Here is a 14,711-nt window from a genome sequence, read left to right as displayed (position 1 = left end):
CGATCAGGGGTCGTGCGGGTGGTCTTCCGGCTCATCTCCGGGTGGCCGACCTTCGCCTTGCAGGGTACGGCGTCGCTCCTGATACCCGCTTCCCGCCAGCATCCGCTCGAGTTCGTCGGGTTCGGGACGGTCGGCGTCGGCGGGGTCGGGCTGACCGCGGAACCGGTGCCACAGCCTGCGTGCGGTCAGCAGCACGAGCGCCACGCCGGCGACGATGGTGATGTAGAACAGCGGCTTGCCGTAGGCGTTGGTGTGTACCTGCAGGGTGATCGGCTGACCGAGGGGTACACCGGTGACCGTGGCCAGCCGGATGTCGATGGTGATGGCCTCGGAGGTCTCACCGCGTGTGGGGAGCTGGATCTGCCGGGTTCCGCGGGCGGGGATCTCGATCACCCCGAGATCGCCGATCTCGATGCCCTCGGGCGCGGAGGTGGTCAGGCGGGCCCGCACCGGCAGGGCGAGGTCGTTGCGGACCGCGAGCAGGACCGGGCTGCGTTCGGAGGCCAGGGTGTACCGGCCGCCGGGGTCGAGGATCGTCACGGACTGACCGAGGCGGTGCAGGGTCGACGCCACGGCGTCGATGCGCTCCTCCTGCAGCCGTCGCAGATGCGTGTAGACCGCGGATCCCTCCACATCAGGGGACCTGATGGCACGCAGCTGGTCCTCGCGCAGCGGCGACATGTACCGCTCCGGGGTGGCCGCGACATCGGCCGACCGGACCAGCGCGCCCTCGAACTGCCAGCTGTCCTCGACGTTTCGACGGATGGCGGCGGTCGCCTGCGACGTGAGGACGGATCCGACGCGACCGACGGGTCCCACCCCCGGCGGGTTGGTCAGGCGGCCGGTGGCGCCGGCGCTGTTCAGTTCCTGCACCAGGGACGGGAGGCGTGTCGGCGTCGCGGCACCCGACTCGAGCAGCAGGCGCGCGGTCGCGAAGAGTGCATCCGAATCCGCGACCGTCGGGGACCAGTAGGTCGGGGGCACGACGAACGCCGAGCGACCCGCCACCGGGATCCGGGGGTTCGAGCCGTCGGCCGGATCCGGTTGCGGCGCGGCGATCGCCGGGTAGGCCAGCGCGGCGATCGCACTCTGGCGTCGACTCCCCGTCGATTCGTCGGTGAGGTCGACCTGCTGCGATTCCGGGGTGAGGGCCGGGGTGCTCGGTGCGGTGCCGATCGCCGCGAGTGACGCCGTGATGGGTGCGTCGAAGGTCTGGGCGGTGAGGCGTCCGACGCGGTAGCGGCCGGTGTCGTCGCGACGGCCGGTGGGGACGACCGAGTTCGACGCGAGCGCGGTCGAGGTCACGGCGGCCTCGGCCAGGGCGTCCGCACCGGCGTCGTCGATGGCGCCGAGCGCGGGCACGGACAGGCCTCGCACGCTGCGCACGCCCAGGATCGCGTCGACGATGTCGGCGGGCTTGCGGAGTGCCGCCTCGGTGAGTCCGGTGTTGCCGATCCGGGCGAGCGACGTCAGGTCGGCCTGCGCGAACGGCAACGCCACCACGCACATCCGGCTCGCGGTCCACCGCAGGTCGTCGAGCCAGCGGCCGGCGATCTCGGATCCGTTGCCGGGCCGGGCGGCCGAGGTGGGATCGGCCGGGTTCGTCGACACCTCGTAGCCGAGGGACATCGCGCGGACGGTCACGACGAGGTCGGGGTCGATGGCCAGGCACATGCTCTCGGCGAGCTTCTCGGAGCCGGGCACCGCGACCGGGGCCGGTTCGGCCGGGCTCTCTGCCGGGGGCTCGGAGGACGGTGGTCCGGACTGCTCGCGCGGCGGTGCCCCGACCACCTTCTGCAAGGCCTTGAGCAGTTCGTTCAACCGGCCGCCGGTGTCGAGCGACCGTGCCATGTCCTCGTTGATGAGCCGGACGGGCTCGGTGCTGCCGCCGAGGACGCCGGGTGCGAGCTGCGGTGGCGCGGCCATCGGCCACAGCATCGTCATCCGGGCCGGGCTGGCCAGATCAGCCGAGACCGAACCGTCGGGCCCGAGCCCGGGCACCGACGGGGAACCCGTCTCGTCGGCGGTCGGGTCGACGTAGTCGCGGGCACGGATCTCGTCGGGCGGCAGCGACAGCACGGGTAGCAGCATGCGCGAACCGGCGACCTGGGCCGGGTTGCCGTAGTCGGGGGTGCCGTTGACGTTGACCTGCATCGGATAGACGCCGGTCGCGGAGATCCCGAGTCCCTGGCCGTCGGGTCCGGAACCGGCGGACAGCGCCATCGACATCCGGAAGCCGACGCTCTCCCCCGGCGCGAGGGACTCGCTGAGCGCCTCGAACGGACCGGCGACGGCCACCGCGGGATCGTCGTCGGCGAGCTGGGTGCGGAGTCCCGAGGCCGACCCGACGGCATCACCGCGTTCGAGGCGGATCGACAGGTTGCTGATCGAGCGGTCGCCGATGTTGTCGACACGACCGCTCACCGTCACCACCGGCCGGCTGGTGGTGGTGACGATCGACGGCGACATCGAGTCGATGACGATGCGTGCGAACCGCGGCGACGACTGCTGGGCGGGACTCGCCCCGGTGGCACTCGTCTCGGGAACGGCGGAGGCCGGTGCGGCGACACCCGGCAGCAACAGCAGTGCGACGACCCCCAGCACCGCGGCCAACGCGATCACGACCTGCACCCGCCGCGGATCGATCCCGCCGCGACGATCATGGCGTCGCTCGGATCGGCGGAGAGAAGGACGAGAGAACGGACCGGACCGGACAGGCAACAGCCGCGGCTCAGCCATCGCCGGCCGCGGGCCGTCGGGGACGGCGTCGTCGCCGGCGCGGACGAGCCGGGGGCGGGGGCTCGTTGCGGCGCTGATTGCGCGCTGCGGCGGCTTTCTCATAGGCGTTGGGTTCGGTGCGAATGCTGTCGGCCTCGGACTGGGCGAGTCGGGTCGGGTCGGCGGCGAGATCGGCGATCACGCCGCGGGCCATCCGGGCGAGTCGCCGCTCGTCAGAGTACGTGAGGCGACGCGGCAACTCGTGCAACGGCACCCAGGCCACCTCGCTGACTTCGTAGTCGGCGTCGGACAATTCGCCGCCGACACAACGCAGGAGGTAGTGGTGCACGGTCTTGTGGATGCGACGACCCTCGCTCACGAACCAGTAGTCGATCTTGCCCAGCGGCGCGACGACCGTGCCCAGGATCCCGGTCTCCTCCTCGACCTCACGGATCGCGGTCTGCTCGGCGGTCTCGCCGGTTTCGATGTGGCCCTTGGGCAGCGACCACATCATCCGGCCGCGACGATCCACCCGGCCGATCAGCGCGGCGGACAGCTCGTCGATCGGCAGACCGAGGTCGGAGACGACGAGTCCGCCGGCCGACGTCTCCCGCACGGTCCGGAGCTTCTCGGTGTTGGTGCGATCGTCGGACCGGTCGGCGGTGCGATCCGCCCGTGAGGAGCGGCGGCGGCCCTTACCGGCCTTGCCCGTCGTCGTCTGGGTCAGGCCCTTGGTGGTGATGGTCGCCGTGACCGTGGCCATGTCGGAAGGCTTCGGCGGCGTGACCTTCGGGCGGGCTCGGTCGGGGTCGACGGGGAGCTTCTCCACCGACTCGGCCTCGACGGGGTCGGGGCAGGCGGGATCGGCGGTGCGGGCGCGGACGAGGTCGTTCGGGGTGGGCCGGCCGGTCGACGGCGCCGGCGACGTGGCCGGGTTGTGCTGCTTGTGGGAGCCCGGTTTGTGGCCGTTCTGTTTGGGGCCGTTCTGCTTGGAACCGGACTGTTTGTGACCGGCGGCGGCGTGACCACCGTTGTTGTGCGCCGCGGTCGTTCCGCGACCCTCGCCCTTGCGGCGGCCTCGACGCCGGCGACCGCGCCGGGTGCGACGCCCCTGGCCGGCGGGATTCTGACCTGCATGTCCGCCACCGTCCCCATGCGAACCCGACGAGACGTCGCTGACGTCTGAAGGGTTGGTCGAGGAATCGGTGGACACTCCACGATGCTAGCGGCTGGTCACCTGCAGTTTGCCCGGACGCCTCGTAGTGCGGGGAGGATGTCGACACCGGCCACGGAACGGGCGGACACGGTGTACGACGGATATCGACAGGTGGCCACGACTCGGCCCGTGGTCCGGCCTCCTCCACGGCGTCGAAGCCGCGGGCGACGACGGTAGGGTGGCAAGCCGTGAATGACTCTTCTCCGTCGGATGTACGGCCGTCGGTGTCGGATCCGGACCGCAAGACGCGGCTGCTGGCTGCAGCGGCGATAGCGCTCCGGGAGCTCGACGACGTCCTGGCTCCCCTCGGGGAGTTGTTCGCGGCGGCTGGTCATGAGTTGTACCTGGTCGGTGGCTCGGTGCGAGACGCCGTGCTGGGCCGGCTGGGAAACGACCTGGATTTCACCACCGACGCTCGTCCCGAGCAGGTGTCCCGCCTCCTCAAGGGATGGGCCGACGCCTTCTGGGATGTCGGCATCGAGTTCGGCACGGTCGGCATCCGCAAGGGTGAGCACCAGATCGAGATCACCACCTTCCGTGCCGACAGCTACGACCAGGTCAGCCGGAATCCCGAGGTCACCTTCGGCGAGACCCTCGACGTCGACCTGATCCGCCGTGACTTCACCGTCAACGCGATGGCCGTACGTATCGGTGCGAAGGGCGCCGAGGACTTCTGTGATCCGCTCGACGGTATGTCCGCGTTGCTGGCCGGGATGATCGACACCCCGGCCACACCGGAACAGTCCTTCGGCGACGATCCGTTGCGCATGCTGCGTGCCGTCCGTTTCATCTCGCAGCTCGGATTCGGGCTCGCGCCACGCGTGTGGCAGGCCATCACCGAGATGAACGGTGAGATCGACCGCATCACCGCCGAACGGGTCCGCGCCGAGCTGGACAAGCTCATCTGCGGGGAGTTCCCCCTGGACGCGATCGACGCGATGGTCGAAACCGGTCTGGCCGAACGGGTGATGCCCGAGATCCCCGGGATGAAGCTCACCATCGACGAGCACCACCAGCACAAGGACGTCTACCAGCACTCACTCACCGTGCTGAAGCAGGCGATCGACCTCGAGGAGGGCGATCCCGACCTCGTCCTGCGCTGGGCGGCACTGCTGCACGACATCGGCAAGCCCGCGACCCGGCGCCACGAACCCGGCGGCGGGGTCAGCTTCCACCACCACGAGGTGGTCGGTGCCAAGATGGTGCGCAAGCGGATGCGGGCGCTGAAGTATCCGAAGGCCGTCGTCTCCGACGTCGCGGACCTGGTGTTCCTACACCTGCGGTTCCACGGGTACGGCGACGGTGCCTGGACCGACTCGGCCGTACGGCGCTACGTCAACGACGCCGGTCCCCTGCTCGACCGTCTCAACACGCTGGTGCGTGCCGACTGCACGACGCGGAACAAGCGACGCGCCCGCCGGCTACAGCAGAACTACGACAACCTCGAACAGCGGATCGCAGCCCTCAGGGAAGCCGAGGACCTCGAGAAGGTCCGCCCCGACCTCGACGGCAACGCGATCATGGAGATGCTCGGTGTCCCGCCCGGACCGATTGTCGGCCAGGCCTGGCGGTATCTGAAAGAACTCCGGCTGGACCGCGGACCGCTCAGCCACGAGGAGGCCGAACAGGCGCTCGGGGAGTGGTGGGCAGCGCGAGGGGAGAAGTAGGCGCGGGGAGGAGCAGTACCCGTCAGCTCGGCGTCGGTGCCGGCGTCGGCGGCGTGAACACCTCGATCGCGTGCGGGACAGCCTCGAACACCGCGGGCAGTTCACCGACGAGATCACCGTCGACGGACACCAGCGCGGGCGGGTCGCAGTAGAGCTCGACCTCGGCCCCGCGCATAGTCTGCACCAGCGGATGGTCGACGTGCGTGCCGGCGAACACCTTCGGGAAGACGCGGGCAAGCGTCGGCCGGGCGAACCGCGGCGGAATCTTCGCGAGCGTGACGTCGAGCTGCCCGTCGGACACCGATGCCTTCGGGGTGATCTTCATGCCGCCGCCGTAGGAGGTGGTGTTCCCGATCGCGGCGAAGATGAGGTCGGCCTCGACGGTGTCGTCGTCGACGCGGACCTGGTAGTGCCGTGACCGCAGGGCGATGAGCTCGAACAATGCGGCGATCGTGTACCGCGACTGTCCCCGGGGCCGGCGCATGTCGATGGCGCGCGCGGTCACCGCGGCGTCGAAGCCGGTGGCCGCGACCGTGGCGAACAGGGCGGTGCGGCCGTCGGGGAAGCTGACGCGGCCCAGGTCGACGGGTCGTCGGTGGCCGTCGAGGATCACCTGGACGGCTTCGGCGGTGTCGAGCGGGATGTGCAGGTTGCGGGCGGAGTCGTTGCCGCTGCCGGCGGGGATGACGGCGAGTGGCTTGCCCGAACCGATGCTGGCCTCGACCGCGAGGCGGATGGTGCCGTCACCGCCGGCGATGGCCAACACGTCCGTGTCTCCCCGAGCGGCCTTTCCGGCGAGGTCGGCGGCATCGGCCATGTCCTCCCCGACGATGATGTCGACCGCGACGTTCTGTGCTTTCAGGAGGCCGGCGGCGTCCTGCGCCACGTGTAGCCCGGCTCCGTGCCGCGCATACGGACTGGCCACGATGGTGACGTGTCGGATGGTCATGTGGTCGGCCCCCCGCCGATTGTGTGATCCGTTACAGTGTTACACATCATGTCAATCCGTAACGAGGAGATCGGGGATCTCGTTCTGGACGCGGCCAGGGTCTGCCTGCTGCGTAGTGGCGGCCGCAAGGTGACCGTCTCCGAGGTCGCCCGCCAAGCAGGGGTGAGCCGACCCACCGTCTATCGGCGCTGGCCCGACATAACCGAGATCATCCGCGATCTGCTCACCCGTGAGGTTCTCACCATCGTCGACCACGTGATCGGTGAGCGCGGCGAGCCGCAGGACCTCGACGCACTCGCCGACCAGGTGGTGACGGTGGTCGGGGCGCTGCGCGACAGCGACCTCATCTCGTCCCTGTGGCGTGAACAGCGGGACTTCATGGCGCCGTACGTCTTCGAACGCCTCGGCACCAGTCAGCAGGGTGTGCTCGCATTGCTGGCGGACATGCTGGCCCAAGGGCAGGGACGCAAGCAGGTGCGTGCCGGTGACGCCAAGCGGATGGCGTCGATGGTGCTGCTGATCGCGCAGAGCTTCCTGCAATCCGGGGCGCTGGTGTCGGACATCCTCGCCGAGGGCTGGAGCACCGAACTCCACGGCGTCATCGCCGGCTATCTGAGGCCCGCGCCATGAGGACGTCCTTCTGATGGCCACGTTGTCCGCGCGGACCCGCGGTCGCGCTCTGGAGTCGATGGCATCGAGTGTTGGGCCCCTCGATCTGCTGGTGATCGGTGGCGGGATCACCGGCGCGGGTGTCGCTCTCGACGCGGCCACCCGCGGCCTACGGGTCGCCCTCGTCGAGCAGGGCGACCTGGCCACCGGTACGTCACGCTGGAGCAGCAAACTCGTACACGGTGGTCTGCGGTATCTCGCGAAAGGTGATCTCCGGATCGCCCGGGAGAGTGCCGTCGAACGCCATCACCTGATGACATCCATTGCGCCACATCTGATCTCTCCGCTCAGACAGATCCTCCCCGACCGCGGTGAACGGCAGAGCTCGGTGCTGCGATTCGGGATGCGTGCGGCAGATCTGTTGCGCCGCAACGCCGGAACACCGAGCGCGCTGTTGCCGCCGCCGTCGCGACTGTCGGTCATGGAGACCCTCGGCCGTTGCCCGACCCTGTCGCCGGCCGGACTCCGCAGCGGGATCTCGACCACCGACGGGCAGCTGATCGACGACGCCCGGCTCGTCGTCGCCGTGGCGCGCACCGCGGCCGCCTACGGTGCGCTGATCTGCACGTACACGCGCGCCGACCGGGTCGACGGGCGCGGTGCCACGCTCAGCGATGTGTTCACTGGTGAGAGCTTCGACGTCGGCGCGCGGATGGTCGTGAACGCCACCGGCGTCTGGTCCGGCGCGGTCGACGACTCGATCGCCGTCCAACCCAGCCGCGGAACCCATCTCGTCGTCGACGCGACGGCCCTGGGGAACCCGACCGCCGCACTGACCGTCCCGGTCGGAAAGTCGTTGTCCCGGTACGTCTTCGCACTACCCGCACAGTTGGGTCGGGTCTACATCGGCCTCACCGACGTCGCGGCGCCGGGCGCGATTCCCGATGTGCCGACACCGGACGACTCCGAGATCGACTTCCTGCTCGATGCGATCAACCCCGCCCTGACCCGGACCCTCGACCGCTCCGACATCATCGGCGTCTACGCCGGTCTGCGGCCGCTCATCGACGAACGCGGGACCCCCGGCGCCGAATCAGACGGCCTCGCCGATGTCTCGCGCCGGCACCACGTCCGGGTTCGCGGCGACGGACTGGTGACCGTGCTCGGCGGCAAGCTCACGACCTACCGCCGGATGGCGGAGGACGCGGTCGACGCCGCCCTGACCACCACCGATCTGACCGCGGGTGAGTGTGTCACCACCACGACCGCGCTGGTCGGAGCCCTGCGCGACCCGCGCGAGAAGGGACTCCCGGCGTCGCTGGTGGCGCGCTTCGGCGGGGAGGCCCCGACGGTCGTCGAGACGGCCACGGTGGACCGACCGCTGGATCCGATCGCCCCCGGCATCGACGTCACCCGCGCCGAGATCGAGTTCGCGGTCACGCACGAAGGCGCGGTCGGCGTCGACGATGTCCTGCACCGGCGGACACGGATCGGCCTGGTCCGGCGCGACGCCGATCTGGCACGACCGGAGATCGAGAAGATCGTGGGTCGGGTCTTGGGCTGAGCGCTCCGCGCTCAATACCCCATGGTGCGCAACGCATCTGCGAGACGGTCGAGGTCTTCGCGCTGCGCGTCGAGATGCGGGCTGAGGCGTAGGACCGGCGTCTCGGCCGCCAGGGGTGCGCGCCAGGTGCCCGCCGCGGTGACCAGGATGCCGAGCGAGAGCAGCTTCTCCCGTGCGGTGGCGACGTCCTCGAACTGCCACCCGGGCGGCGGCGCGAGGGTCACGATCGCCGACGGCTCGTCGAGCGGTTCGACGACCTCCCAGCTCGCGATGCCGTGCAGTCGCTCGCGGGTGACCCTGCCGATCATCGCCAGCTCGCGGAAGACCCGCTGCTGTCCGACGTCGAGCAGTTCGCGAACCGCGATGCCGAGTCCGAGGCGGCCGGCGATGAATGCGTCGGATCCGTCGATCTCGACCGGTCGCAGGGAGTCTCGGCGCACCGCGACGAAACCGACACCGCGCGGGCCGGCCAGCCACTTGCGGCTGGTGCCGTAGACGACATCGGCGCCGGTGACGGTGGGGACGTGCCCGACGGATTGGGCCATGTCGACCACCACCGGCACGCCGACGCGGTGGGCCAGCTCGACGATCCGCGCGACCGGCTGCACCGCGCCGGACATCGACCCGATGTGGCAGATGTGGATGAAGTCGGGTTGCTCGAACTGCAGCATGTTCTCGAGCGCATCGGTGTCGACGTGGCCGTAGACGTCGGCGTCGGGCATCGTGCGGACGGCATAGCCGCGACGCTCGAACTCCTCGAGGTTGGGACCGAACTCGTTCTTCGCCACCCACACCGTCGAGGTGACGGGGAGACTCCAGTTGGTGAGCAGGGCGCGCAGGGCTGCACGGGCGCTCTCGCGGAAGATGATCTCGTCGGGCGTGTGCCCGATCAGGGCGGCCAGATTGCGTGTGTCGCGGGCGATTTCCTCGGCGCGGTCGTCGGCGGCGACGTAGGAGCCACGTTCGGTCTCACGCCACAGGTGAGCGGTCATCGCGCCGATCACGCCGTACGACGATCGCCCGGCGGATGCGGAGTCGAGATGCGCGAGGGCGGGTTTCAGCCGCGCTGCATGCCATTGCTCGCCGAGGTCGCTGACGTACATAGGGCCTCAACCTACCGGGTACGAACGGGCTCGGTCACACGCCGGGGGTGATGTGGCGTGGGATCGATGGAACCGGCCGGGGTGGTGCATGCGTCCAAGAACGCATGGACCCGGTGATCGAGTATTTCTTCGGGCCCGGCGATGGTTCGACGACCCGCTGGTCCACTCCTGCCGACACCGCTCTCGGCGATTCCGGGCCCGACGCGGTCCGCCTCGACTTCGACGGTGACGGCCGTCGGGACGACGCGATGTGGGACACCGACGGCGACGGCAAAGCCGATGTGGCAGCTCTCGACACCGACGAGGACGGGGAGCCGGACGCCTTCTACCGCGACTCCGGCGCGGGGTTGTGGGACCGTGCCGTCGACCGCGTCGGGGTGGTTGGCGAATCCGGCTCGCCGGAGGCGCGCTCCCCCGAGGCCGACGGGTCAGGGGAACCCGACGGGCCGAGAGACTTGCGCCTCGACCTGGACGCGGACGGATCCACCGACCTCGAACTGGTGGGGGCCGAGAAGGGAGGTCGGCTGACGGCCGAGCGCCTGTATGTCGACGCCGACGGGGACGGTGTGACGGACACGGTGCTGGTGGACCTGAACGGAGACGGGGTCGCCGACGCGGCCTACGACAAGCGGGACCCGCGGTTCACGCGGCGGGGTCGCTGACCGCCCGTGGACCGGCCGCGGGTTCACCGGCTTCTTCCGCACGGTTGTAGAGGGCGCGCACCGCCACCATGCCGAGCAGGTAGAGCACCACACCCAGGACGACGAGCACGGTGGCGTGGCCGTCGACGGGGATCGCCAGTGCCGCGATGGTGACCGCGCCGACGTAGGCGATGTTGAACACGGCATCCTGCACGGAGAACACCTGACCGCGTACCGCGTCACCGACGTCGACCTGCATCGCGACGTCACCGCACAGTTTGGCGACCTGGCCGATCAGACCCAGCACGAACGCCGATCCGCAGATGACCGCGAAGTGGAATCCCAGGACGGTCACCTCGGCGACGGCTCCGACGCCCAGTGCACACATCAGCGCGGCGTACCGCCCGACGCGTGCCACCGCGATCGGGGTGATCACCGCGGCGAGGAGGGCACCTGCTCCGGTGAAACCGATGACGAGGCTGACGCGGTCGAGCCCGTCGCCCGGTCCCATCTGCCGGGTCAGCACGAGGATCATCAACGTGTTCATGCCGAACACGAGTCGGTGGGCGCCGATGGCCGACAGTGCGGCCGCCACCGTCTTGTGGGTCGCGACCGCCCGGGCGCCGTGCCACAGGCCGACCGAGACCGCATGGAACGCCGACCTGCCCGGATCGTCGGGTTCGTCGGGACCCAGTTGCAGCGGTCGGAATCCATGCGCCAGACCGCCGGATACGACAGCCAACACGATGCCGGCGAGCATGGTGAGCGCACTGCCCGAGTTGTCGTCGCCGAAGATGGCGCGCAGACCCAGCGTGATCCCGAGTCCGACGCTGAGCATCGCGCCGCCGAGCGTCGTGAACAACGCGTTGGTCGCCACGATCACCTCGCGTCTGGCCACGTGCGGGAGTCCGGCGGACAGACCCGCGGCGACGAACCGGCTCGCACCCGTTGCGGCGAGTGCGGAGATCAGCACCACCAGGTCCGGTGCGCCGGATGCGACCGCGATCGCGACGAGTCCGATGATCGCGCCGCGCAACAGGTTCGCGTACAGCAGCACATTGCGTCGATCCCAGTGATCGAGCAGCGCTCCGGCGAACGGACCGATGAGCGAATAGGGCAACAACAGCACTGCGAGACCGCCCGCGACGGCCAGCGGATCCGCGTGACGTTCGGGGTTGAAGAGGATGCTCCCGACGAGCGCTGCCTGGAAGATCCCGTCCGTGACCTGACTCGAGAGACGGACGAACAGCAACCGTCCCAGACCCGGTGAGTGACGGAGCGAATGGATGAACACCGACCACCCGCGGCTTTGGCTCACCTCGGTGCTGTTCACCCGTTCAAGCGTACTCACCGACGCCGGTGGGGTCCGTCGGCTGCGCCGACCCCGGGACTCGACGGACGTGCGATGATGGCTGAGTGGCCGGCGGTGACGACGCAGACGATCCCACACCGGAATTCCGCTCCGGGGATCCTTCGGCGGGCAGCGGTGACAGTGGTCGCATGCCCGGTGTCCCCTGGGACGCCGATCCCACCCATCGCGTCCGTCCCGGCACCGCGCTGATCGCGTCGACCGATCTCATCGAACCGACATTCGCGCGCACGGTCATCTATGTCATCGAGCACAACGAGGCAGGCAGTCTCGGCGTCGTCCTCAACCGCATGAGCCAGACAGCGGTGCACAACCTGCTGCCGCAGTGGACGGACATCGCGGCGTCGCCTCGCGCGCTCTACGTCGGCGGCCCGGTCAAGCAGGACGCGGCACTGTGCCTCGGCGTGATGAAGCACGGCTACGACGTCGACGACCATCCCGCTCTTCGTCCCGTCGACGGCCGCGTAGTCCTCGTCGACCTCGACGCCGACCCGGAACCGCTGTCCGAGGTGCTCGAAGGTGTGCGCATCTTCGCCGGCTACAGCGGATGGGGAATCGGTCAGCTCGACGACGAGCTCGACCAGTTCAGCTGGATGCTCGCCTCGGCACTCCCCCGCGACCTGCTCGCCCCGCCCGGCGCCGACGTCTGGTTCGACATCCTGCGCCGGCAACCGTGGCCGATGCCGCTTCTCGCGACGCACCCGATCGACCTCAGCCTCAACTGACCACCGGTGACCCGCATCACTCCTAATGCTAAGTTGTGATCTTGATCAGGTATCGCCGCGACGACGCTCAGCCGTCGGCGCGGCGCATCACACGCGGGGGTGTGTATGGGCAGGTCGTCGAAGAGTGTTCGTCTGCTGGCGGGGGTGATCGCACTCGTCGCGGTGTTGGTCGCGCCGACCGCGGTCTCGGGTGCCGCACCGAGTGGTCCGACGGGAGGGTCGGCGGCAGCACGTTGGGCCGCGAGCCACGACGGTCCGCAACCTCATGCCGGCGTGAACGTCAGCTGGGACGTGCCGATCCGGATGAGCGACGGCACCGTCCTGCGTGCGAACGTGTACCGGCCCGCCGACGCCCGTGAACGTCCGACGTCGACGAAGACGCCGGTCATCGTCAACATGACCCCGTACACCAAGCTGGTCAGCTCGATCGGTTCCGCGGTCACCCAGCATCCGGTGCTCGAACCGTTCCTCCTGCAGCTCGCCCGGTCGATCAATCTGTCGGGCACCCCGATCGACGGCATCAACGACATCGCGCACACCATCCGTGACGGCGGCGCCAAGACCTTCCTCGTCGACTTCGACCTCGTCCGCAGCGGTTACACGCAGGTCGTCGTCGACGTACGCGGAACCGGCTTCTCCCAGGGCAAGTGGGATGTCTTCCAGGACCGCGAGCAGCGCGACACCGTCGAGGTCATCGACTGGGCGTCGAAGCAGCGGTGGTCCAACGGCAAGGTCGGTATGTCGGGGGTCTCCTACTCGGCGATCAACCAGATCCAGGCCGCCAACAAGAACCCGAAGGCGCTCAAGGCGATCTTCCCGGTCGAACCGGGCGGCGACCTCATCCGCGACATCGTCGCGCCCGGCGGCGCACTCGGCGTCGGCTTCCTGCCGCTCTGGCTGACGCTGGTCAACACCACCAAGATGATCCCGAACGTGGCGTCGATGCTGAACGGCACCTTCGACTGGAAGTGGCTGGCCGACCGGATCGCCGATCCCCTCACCTTCTACCCGCAGCTCCTCGCCGGCCTCTTCACCCCCGACATCGCGTCGGTGCCGCCGGAGCTGAAGGAGTTGCTGGAGACCGACTCCGAGCCGCGCACGGCCTGGCTCGATCGCGCCGAGAACATCACCACGCCGACGTTCATCTACGGCGGTTGGTTCGACCTGTTCACCAACTCCGAAGTCCGTATGTACAACAAGATCCCGCTGCCCCCCGGCAAGAAGCAGCTGATCATGGGCGACGGTTACCACCTCACCATCGGTGGCGGCCAGCAGGGACGCGCCGGCACGCCGCCGCGCCTGGACGTGCTGCAGAAGGCCTGGTTCGACAAGTGGCTCAAGGGAATCGACAACGGCATCGACTCCTACGGTCCGGTCAACCTCAAGCAGGTCGGCGACTCCTGGATCACCGCGCGGCAATTCCCGCGCGCCGGGATGGAACGCCAGCGCCTCTATCTGAGCGACCGTCGTAGCGGTACCGCCCCGTACGCGGTCCGCGACGGCAGCCTGACCCCGACGGCGCCGCAGTCGCGGGCGCGCATGACAATCGCCCCCGGCCTCGCACCCGTGTGTTCGCGCGACGCCGCGCAGCAGATGGCCGGTGCGCTGGCGATCTTCCCGGGCTGCTCCGACGACGCCCGGATCTCCGAACGCGCCGCGCTGACGTTCACCACTCCCCCGCTGACGACGACCCGCAGCGTGTCCGGCTACTCGAACGTCCGGCTGAACACCGTGCTCGACGCCACGGACGGCTACTGGACGGCCACCCTCAACGACGTCGCACCCGACGGCACGTCGAAGGTCATCAGCTCCGGTCAGGTGGTCGCGTCGCTCCGCGGGTACGACCGTGCGGCATCACAATTCGCACCCAACGGCGATGTGATCGACCCGTTCTACAACCTCACGCTGTCCACCCGGCAGCGGGTGGCGCCGGGACGGCCGGTCAGCATCGACATCGGCCTGCTGCCCACCGAGGCGATCGTGAAGCCTGGTCACCGCCTGCGCGTCGATGTGTTCGCTATGAACTTCCCACGCGGTCTTCCGTTGCGGCCGTTGCTCAACGAGTCCGGGCTGAAGCCGCAGCACATCCAGCTCGACCCGAGTCGTCCGAGCTTCGTGAATCTGCCGGTCTCGACGCCTATCGGCTGACG

At 69.4% G+C, this 14,711-nt stretch carries 11 protein-coding genes; 6 read left to right on the top strand and 5 right to left on the bottom strand.

Going from position 1 to position 14,711, the window contains the following annotated elements; genetic code table 11:
- Positions 1-3: 3 nt before the first annotated feature.
- Both GKZ92_RS22675 and GKZ92_RS22670 read right to left on the bottom strand, forming a co-directional pair.
- On the bottom strand, positions 4-2,739 hold the full coding sequence (locus tag GKZ92_RS22675) for a DUF6049 family protein (RefSeq protein ID WP_419773255.1): 2,736 nt from the start codon (positions 2,737-2,739) through the stop codon (positions 4-6).
- Entirely contained in the window at positions 2,732-3,931 is a 1,200-nt protein-coding gene (locus GKZ92_RS22670; protein WP_035753907.1) for an NUDIX hydrolase, read from the bottom strand. The genes GKZ92_RS22675 and GKZ92_RS22670 overlap by 8 nt, the downstream gene beginning before the upstream one ends.
- 227 nt (positions 3,932-4,158) lie before the next feature.
- On the opposite strand from GKZ92_RS22670, the gene GKZ92_RS22665 reads away from it, so the two are divergent.
- Entirely contained in the window at positions 4,159-5,601 is a 1,443-nt protein-coding gene (locus tag GKZ92_RS22665) for a CCA tRNA nucleotidyltransferase (RefSeq protein WP_155225755.1), read from the top strand.
- A gap of 22 nt (positions 5,602-5,623) precedes the next feature.
- Here the strand turns inward: GKZ92_RS22665 and GKZ92_RS22660 are convergent, their stop codons facing one another.
- Positions 5,624-6,550 (bottom strand): diacylglycerol/lipid kinase family protein, encoded by a 927-nt coding sequence (locus tag GKZ92_RS22660; RefSeq protein ID WP_155225663.1) that lies wholly within the window; start codon positions 6,548-6,550, stop codon positions 5,624-5,626.
- A gap of 48 nt (positions 6,551-6,598) precedes the next feature.
- Here GKZ92_RS22660 and GKZ92_RS22655 point away from each other — a divergent pair, with 48 nt between their 5' ends.
- A complete protein-coding gene (locus GKZ92_RS22655) occupies positions 6,599-7,180 on the top strand; it encodes a TetR/AcrR family transcriptional regulator (RefSeq protein ID WP_006361145.1) in 582 nt (193 codons plus the stop codon).
- A gap of 13 nt (positions 7,181-7,193) precedes the next feature.
- Complete coding sequence (locus GKZ92_RS22650; protein ID WP_155225662.1) at positions 7,194-8,723, top strand: glycerol-3-phosphate dehydrogenase/oxidase; 1,530 nt, start codon at positions 7,194-7,196, stop codon at positions 8,721-8,723.
- 11 nt (positions 8,724-8,734) lie between these two features.
- Here the strand turns inward: GKZ92_RS22650 and GKZ92_RS22645 are convergent, their stop codons facing one another.
- The gene (locus GKZ92_RS22645; RefSeq protein ID WP_006361143.1) at positions 8,735-9,826 is read right to left on the bottom strand and encodes an aminotransferase class V-fold PLP-dependent enzyme; all 1,092 of its coding nucleotides are present in this window, start codon (positions 9,824-9,826) and stop codon (positions 8,735-8,737) included.
- 104 nt (positions 9,827-9,930) lie between these two features.
- On the opposite strand from GKZ92_RS22645, the gene GKZ92_RS22640 reads away from it, so the two are divergent.
- Entirely contained in the window at positions 9,931-10,488 is a 558-nt protein-coding gene (locus tag GKZ92_RS22640) for a hypothetical protein (protein ID WP_075862908.1), read from the top strand.
- On the opposite strand, the gene GKZ92_RS22635 is transcribed toward GKZ92_RS22640, so the two are convergent.
- Entirely contained in the window at positions 10,469-11,800 is a 1,332-nt protein-coding gene (locus GKZ92_RS22635; protein WP_006361141.1) for an MFS transporter, read from the bottom strand. The two genes, GKZ92_RS22640 and GKZ92_RS22635, sit on opposite strands and share 20 nt — an antisense overlap.
- A 167-nt stretch (positions 11,801-11,967) precedes the next feature.
- Between GKZ92_RS22635 and GKZ92_RS22630 the strand changes: the two genes are divergently transcribed.
- Both GKZ92_RS22630 and GKZ92_RS22625 read left to right on the top strand, forming a co-directional pair.
- Positions 11,968-12,561, top strand: coding sequence for a YqgE/AlgH family protein (locus GKZ92_RS22630; protein ID WP_084813156.1), 594 nt, complete (start codon positions 11,968-11,970; stop codon positions 12,559-12,561).
- A gap of 105 nt (positions 12,562-12,666) precedes the next feature.
- Positions 12,667-14,709: a CocE/NonD family hydrolase gene (locus GKZ92_RS22625; RefSeq protein WP_075862910.1), complete on the top strand. Its 2,043-nt coding sequence runs from the start codon at positions 12,667-12,669 to the stop codon at positions 14,707-14,709.
- Positions 14,710-14,711 lie beyond the last annotated feature (2 nt).

This window comes from Gordonia sp. 135, assembly GCF_009720185.1.
Lineage (GTDB): Bacteria > Actinomycetota > Actinomycetes > Mycobacteriales > Mycobacteriaceae > Gordonia > Gordonia alkanivorans.
The sequence above is the reverse complement of the archived record's forward strand: the minus strand, read 5'-3'. Positions and strand labels throughout refer to the sequence as shown.

What these genes read in the sequence shown, in the direction of transcription:
- GKZ92_RS22675 (WP_419773255.1), bottom strand. Translation starts at nt 2,739, where the DNA reads ATGGCTGAGCCGCGGCTGTTGCCTGTCCGGTCCGGTCCGTTCTCTCGT.
- GKZ92_RS22660 (WP_155225663.1), bottom strand. Translation starts at nt 6,550, where the DNA reads ATGACCATCCGACACGTCACCATCGTGGCCAGTCCGTATGCGCGGCAC.
- GKZ92_RS22655 (WP_006361145.1), top strand. Translation starts at nt 6,599, where the DNA reads ATGTCAATCCGTAACGAGGAGATCGGGGATCTCGTTCTGGACGCGGCC.
- GKZ92_RS22650 (WP_155225662.1), top strand. Translation starts at nt 7,194, where the DNA reads ATGGCCACGTTGTCCGCGCGGACCCGCGGTCGCGCTCTGGAGTCGATG.
- GKZ92_RS22645 (WP_006361143.1), bottom strand. Translation starts at nt 9,826, where the DNA reads ATGTACGTCAGCGACCTCGGCGAGCAATGGCATGCAGCGCGGCTGAAA.
- GKZ92_RS22640 (WP_075862908.1), top strand. Translation starts at nt 9,931, where the DNA reads ATGGACCCGGTGATCGAGTATTTCTTCGGGCCCGGCGATGGTTCGACG.
- GKZ92_RS22630 (WP_084813156.1), top strand. Translation starts at nt 11,968, where the DNA reads ATGCCCGGTGTCCCCTGGGACGCCGATCCCACCCATCGCGTCCGTCCC.
- GKZ92_RS22625 (WP_075862910.1), top strand. Translation starts at nt 12,667, where the DNA reads ATGGGCAGGTCGTCGAAGAGTGTTCGTCTGCTGGCGGGGGTGATCGCA.